6 protein-coding genes and 1 pseudogene are annotated in these 5,382 nt (G+C 63.0%); all 7 read left to right on the forward strand.

From position 1 onward, the window contains the following. On the forward strand, positions 1-238 hold a 238-nt coding region (locus ACE3UY_RS17330; protein WP_374688743.1), incomplete at its 5' end, for a winged helix-turn-helix domain-containing protein. A gap of 89 nt (positions 239-327) precedes the next feature. Next, on the forward strand, positions 328-945 hold the full coding sequence (locus tag ACE3UY_RS17335) for a histidine phosphatase family protein (RefSeq protein ID WP_374688744.1): 618 nt from the start codon (positions 328-330) through the stop codon (positions 943-945). Between the two features lie 379 nt (positions 946-1,324). Further along, positions 1,325-2,707 (forward strand): ABC transporter substrate-binding protein, encoded by a 1,383-nt coding sequence (locus ACE3UY_RS17340; protein ID WP_374688745.1) that lies wholly within the window; start codon positions 1,325-1,327, stop codon positions 2,705-2,707. Between the two features lie 113 nt (positions 2,708-2,820). Then, on the forward strand, positions 2,821-3,759 hold the full coding sequence (locus ACE3UY_RS17345; RefSeq protein ID WP_374688746.1) for a carbohydrate ABC transporter permease: 939 nt from the start codon (positions 2,821-2,823) through the stop codon (positions 3,757-3,759). Continuing rightward, on the forward strand, positions 3,756-4,610 hold the full coding sequence (locus tag ACE3UY_RS17350) for a carbohydrate ABC transporter permease (RefSeq protein WP_374688747.1): 855 nt from the start codon (positions 3,756-3,758) through the stop codon (positions 4,608-4,610). The genes ACE3UY_RS17345 and ACE3UY_RS17350 overlap by 4 nt, the downstream gene beginning before the upstream one ends. A 106-nt stretch (positions 4,611-4,716) precedes the next feature. Continuing rightward, on the forward strand, positions 4,717-5,049 hold the full coding sequence (locus tag ACE3UY_RS17355) for a DUF3467 domain-containing protein (protein ID WP_374688748.1): 333 nt from the start codon (positions 4,717-4,719) through the stop codon (positions 5,047-5,049). 112 nt (positions 5,050-5,161) lie between these two features. Next, positions 5,162-5,382: pseudogene (locus ACE3UY_RS17360) on the forward strand (haloacid dehalogenase); the annotation flags it as partial.

Here is a 5,382-nt window from a genome sequence, read left to right on the forward strand (position 1 = left end):
ACCCATCGCCTTGCGCGCCAGAGAGTTCGACCTGCTGCTCACCCTGGCCGACCACGCCAACCAGGTGCTCTCGCGCGACCAGTTGCTCGATCTGGCCTGGGGCTACGAGTACCACGGCCAGACGCGTACGGTGGACGTACACGTCGCTCATCTGCGCGATCGGTTGGCGGGCAGTGGGGTGGAGATCGATACGGTCTGGGGGCGAGGCTATAAGCTCAGCGTAATAGAATCGGGTTGATGGATAAGAAATCATCCGCAGATTACGCAGATTTCGCAGATTATCCAAGCGGCAGTGGGCTTAGGTCGAGAAAGGATGACGACTCTATCATGACAACGATCTCGCTGGTGCGTCATGGTCGGGTCGAGAATCCGGAAGAGGTGTACTACGGCCGCCTGCCCGGTTTCGTCCTGGCAGAAAAGGGGCGCGAGCAGGCGGCGGCCGCCGGACGCTTCCTCGCCCAGGATGCGGTGAGCGCCATCTACCACAGCCCCATGCTGCGCGCCGCCCAGACGGCCCAGATCGTGCGCGACCAGTTCGCCGCGCCGGTTCCGCTGGTGGAGTGCGCCCTGCTCAACGAGATTCACTCCCCCTACGACGGTCTGCCCGTGGCGGAGATGGAACGACGCAACTGGGACTTCTACCATGAGCTTCCGCCGCCCTACGAGCAGCCGGAAGAGATCCTGGCGCGCGTGCTGGCCTTCTTCGAGCGCCTGCGCCGGGAACATCTGGGCCAGCACGTGGTGGGGGTCAGCCACGGCGACCCCATCGCCTTCGCCATCCTGTGGGCCTTTGGCCGGCCGGCTTCCACGATGCAAAAGCGCCAACTGGTGGAGTGCGGTGTGGACGATCTTTACCCCGCGCCGGCGTCCATCTCCACGTTCCGCTTCAGCGACACGGGCGCGCTGCTCGACTACCGCTACCACTGCCCCCACGCTATTCCTTAAAGACCTGACAGGTGGGCGGCCCTGGACACTCTAATGGGGGTGAAATGTGTGGCCGCCCACCTAATCAGGTCTGAGTTTGTCGCCTGACAAGAGTGTGCTACACTGCCGATAGCGCCGCTTCGGGAACCTCCGTCTGGACACCCCTTGCGCTGGCTCCCGACCGTACGTAAACACGTTCATTCGCCCTGCCCCCGACCCACGCTTCATGAATCTCCTTGTCCGCGCCCGGTTGGCGGGCCGGGCGGCCTACAGGAGGTGGCTATCGGCAACACGACAGAAGAAGAGTCATCACCCCACCGAACCAAACATAGTGCAACCCCATTTCCCCGCCGGCCACAGCCGGCCGGGAACACCCGTGAATGACGGAGGAGAGTTCGTGATGTCCAAGAAATTGCTTTGGCTGATCACCCTGCTGGTGGTTCTGGCCCTGTCGTTGGCCGCCTGTGGCGGCGGCACGACGGAGACGGTCGAACCGACCGTCGCGACCGAGGAAGAAGCGGCCCCCGCCGAAGAAGAAGCCGCGCCCGCCGAGGAAGAGGCCGCGCCCGCTGAAGAAGAAGCCGCCCCGGCCGAAGGCGCCGGCCAACTGGAGTTCTTTAGCTGGTGGACGGCCGGCGGCGAGGCCGACGGTCTGAACGCGATGTACGATGTCTTCAAGCAGACGTATCCCGATATCGAGATCGTCAACGCGACGGTGGCCGGCGGCGCTGGCTCCAACGCGAAGGCCGTGTTGGCGACCCGCATGCAGGCCGGCGACCCGCCCGACTCGTTCCAGGTCCATGCCGGGCACGAGTTGATCGACACCTGGGTCGTGGCCGACAAAATGGAGCCGGTCACGTTCATCTTCGAGGAGAACGGCTGGATGGACGTGTATCCGTCCGACGTGATCGACATTCTCTCCTATGAGGGCGAAATCTGGAGCGTGCCGGTCAACATCCACCGCTCCAACGTGCTGTGGTACAACCCGGCTCTGTTCGAGGAGAACGGGCTGACCGCCCCGACGACGTTCGACGAATTCTTCACCGTGGCCGACGCCCTGCAGGAAGCCGGCGTCACCCCGCTGGCGCTGGGCGACAACGGCATCTGGGCCTCCACCCACCTGTTCGAGACCGTCCTGCTGGGCGTCCTCGGCCCCGATGGCTATCGCGGCCTCTGGACGGGCGAGACGGACTGGAACGGCGCGGAAGTCACCACGGCGCTAGAGACCTTCGCCCGTATGCTCGATTACGTGAATGAGGACCATGCCGCGCTGTCCTGGGACCAGGCCGCGCAACTGGTGGCCGACGGCGACGCGGCCATGACCATCATGGGCGACTGGGCCAACGGCTACTTTACCTCCATCGACCTCGCGCCGGGCGAGGGCTACGGCTATGCCCCCTCCCCTGACACGACCGGCACGTTCATGATGCTGTCCGACACCTTCAGCCTGCCGCAGGACGCGCCACACCGTGACAACGCGGTGAAGTGGCTGACGCTGGCCGGCTCCAAGGAAGGGCAAGACGCCTTCAACCCGCTGAAGGGTTCCATCTCGCCGCGCAGCGACAGCGACCGCACGCTGTACGACGCCTACTTGCAGTCGGCGATGGATGACTTCGCCAGCAACGAGATCACCCCGAGCCTGGCCCACGGCGCGGCCGCGTCCGAAGGCTGGGTGACGGCGTTCAATGATGTGATGACCCTGTTCGTCACCGACCGCGACGTCGCCGCGGCCCAGGCCGGCATGGCCCAGGCGTGCGTCGACGCCGGCGTCTGCACCGAGTAAGCGCCTTTGTTCAGCAGGTGCGACCCACTGCGTCTACTCCGGCAGGTTTGCAGCAAATCTGCCAGGAGTAGATGCAGTGGGTTGCACCTCAGATGCTACTCCGAGGTAATGCCATGAACTCGCAGGCGCGCAACGAACGATGGCTGGCCTTCTTCATGCTGCTGCCCTCCATTATCCTGCTGGCCATCTTTGTCTACGGCTTCATCGGCTGGACGGGGCTGGTCTCCGTATCCAAGTGGGACGGCATCGCCCCCGACTACACCTTTGTCGGTCTGGAAAACTACCGGCAGCTCTTTTCTCGCGCCATCGGCGGCATCAGCGCGGTGCGCTTCACCACCGGCCTGTGGAACACTTTCTTCTTCACTGTCTTCTTCCTGCTGCTGTGCATCGGCATCGGCTTGCTGCTGGCGATCCTGCTGGATCAGAAGGTCAAGGGGGAGAGCATCTTCCGCACCATCTACCTGTTCCCCATGGCGATCTCGTTTGTCGTCACGGGCGTCGTCTGGCAGTGGATCTTCGCGCCGGGCACCGAGTCGCGGCCGCGCGGTGTGAATGCGCTGTTAGGCATGATGGGGCTGGACAATCTCAAGTGGGGTTGGTACACCGACCCGACCAGCATTGGGCCGTTCCACATCGCGCTCATCCCGGTCTTCATCGCCGCGGCGTGGCAGATGATCGGCTACACCATGGCCATGTATCTGGCCGGGCTGCGCGGTATCCCCGATGACCTGCGTGAGGCGGGCAAGGTGGACGGGGCGACCAACGTCGGCGTCTACCGTCACATCGTGCTACCCCTGCTGCGGCCGATCACCTTCAGCGCCCTTATCATCCTGGGGCACATCTCGCTCAAGATTTTCGATCTCATCTACACCATGACCGGCAAGGGGCCGGCCTTCGCCACCGACGTGCCCGGCATCTTCATGTTCGAGACCACGTTCCAGGGCAACCATTATGCCCAGGGCGCGGCCATCTCGATCATCATGTTGCTGATGGTCGCTCTGGTCATCATTCCCTATCTCATCTACAGCTTCCGTCAGGAGGTCGAGCTATGACCGCCCGCCTCAACCCGGCCCGCATCGGCATCTATCTCCTGCTCGTGCTGTTCGCGCTCATCTTCCTGATCCCGGTCTACGTCCTGCTCAGCAGCAGCCTGAAGACCTTCGCCGAGGTGCAGGACTTGTCGAAATTGTGGGGGCTGCCGGCCGGCTTCAACCTGGAGAGCTTCAAGGCGGCCTGGTCGGGTATCCCGGAGAAAGGGTTGCGCGGCCTGGCTCCCAACCTGATGAGCAGCTTCAAGCTGACCATCCCGGCTACCCTCCTGTCGGCCATGCTCGGCTCGATGAACGGCTACGTCCTGTCAAAGTGGAAGTTCCGCGGGGCCAACATCATCTTTCCGCTGATGCTGTTCGGCATGTTCATCCCCTACCAGTCTATCCTGGTGCCGCTGACCATCACTCTGGCGCGGATCGGGTTGGGCGGCTCGCTGGTGGGGCTGATCCTGGTGCACGTGGTCTACGGCATCCCCATCACGACGCTCATCTTTCGCAACTATTACGCCGAGGTGCCCAACGAGATGATTGAGGCGTCGCGCATCGACGGCGCGGGCTTCTTCAGCATCTACCGTCACATCCTGTTCCCCCTGTCGCTACCCGGCTTCGTCGTGGTCATCATCTGGCAGTTCACTAATATCTGGAACGAGTTCCTTTTCGCGGTGACCATCTTGCAGCGGCCGGAGTCGCAACCCATCACCGTCGCGCTGCGCAACCTGTCCGGCAGCCAGATCAAGGAGTGGAACATGGTCATGGCCGGGGCGATCATCGCTGCCGTGCCGACGCTGATCGTCTACATCGTCATGGGGCGCTACTTCATCCGCGGCCTGCTCGCCGGCTCGGTGAAGGGGTGATCGTGGGCGCAGACCTGCGTGTCTGCCCCAAGCCTGCGCATCTGCCTCAGGGCGCACACGCCGGTGCGGCCCTACCGCGTTCAGAATTGAGAATCAGGAAAGAGGAATGACCGACACGCCATCCGAACAACCCAAACAGGTGCGCATCTCCATCGACCTGCCGAAGGAGTTGAAGCCCGTCTATGCGAACCTCGCTTTCATCAACTATACGCCGGCCGAAGTGGTGCTCGACTTCGCCCAGATTTTGCCGCGGACACCGCGCGGCAGTTTGACGGCGCGGGTCATCATGAGTCCCATGCACGCCAAGCTGCTGCATGCCGCGCTGGGCCAGAACATCGCCAACTTCGAGCGGCAGTTTGGCGAGATCCGCCTGCCCCACACCCGCCCCAACCTGGCCGATGACTTCTTCCGCTTCCCCGGCGAGGACGATAATAAATGAACCACGGATTTTCACGGATTTAGCGGATAAAACGGATTGAAGCTTGCATTCAATCCGTCTTCATCCGTCAAATCCGTGAAAATCCGTGGTTCATTTATTCATGGTGAGTGATATGGAACAATTGGATCAGATAGCCGAGACGATACGCCGCCATATGGAGCAGATCGACGGGGCGCGCGACCAGGCTTACCAGCGCTCGCGCAGCCTCATCGCTCTGTGCGCCCGCACTATTCGGGCCATCCACCGCGAGGAGTGGGACGCGGCCGAGGCGCTGCTGGCTGAGGCGCGCGCCGCGACCGACGCCCTGCTCGACGGCGTGCGCCCCCACCCCGA

This window comes from Promineifilum sp. (SeqCode) (assembly GCF_041918635.1).
In the GTDB taxonomy this organism is placed as follows: domain Bacteria; phylum Chloroflexota; class Anaerolineae; order Promineifilales; family Promineifilaceae; genus Promineifilum.

What these genes read in the sequence shown, in the direction of transcription:
- ACE3UY_RS17350 (WP_374688747.1), top strand. Translation starts at nt 3,756, where the DNA reads ATGACCGCCCGCCTCAACCCGGCCCGCATCGGCATCTATCTCCTGCTC.
- ACE3UY_RS17335 (WP_374688744.1), top strand. Translation starts at nt 328, where the DNA reads ATGACAACGATCTCGCTGGTGCGTCATGGTCGGGTCGAGAATCCGGAA.
- ACE3UY_RS17340 (WP_374688745.1), top strand. Translation starts at nt 1,325, where the DNA reads ATGTCCAAGAAATTGCTTTGGCTGATCACCCTGCTGGTGGTTCTGGCC.
- ACE3UY_RS17345 (WP_374688746.1), top strand. Translation starts at nt 2,821, where the DNA reads ATGAACTCGCAGGCGCGCAACGAACGATGGCTGGCCTTCTTCATGCTG.
- ACE3UY_RS17355 (WP_374688748.1), top strand. Translation starts at nt 4,717, where the DNA reads ATGACCGACACGCCATCCGAACAACCCAAACAGGTGCGCATCTCCATC.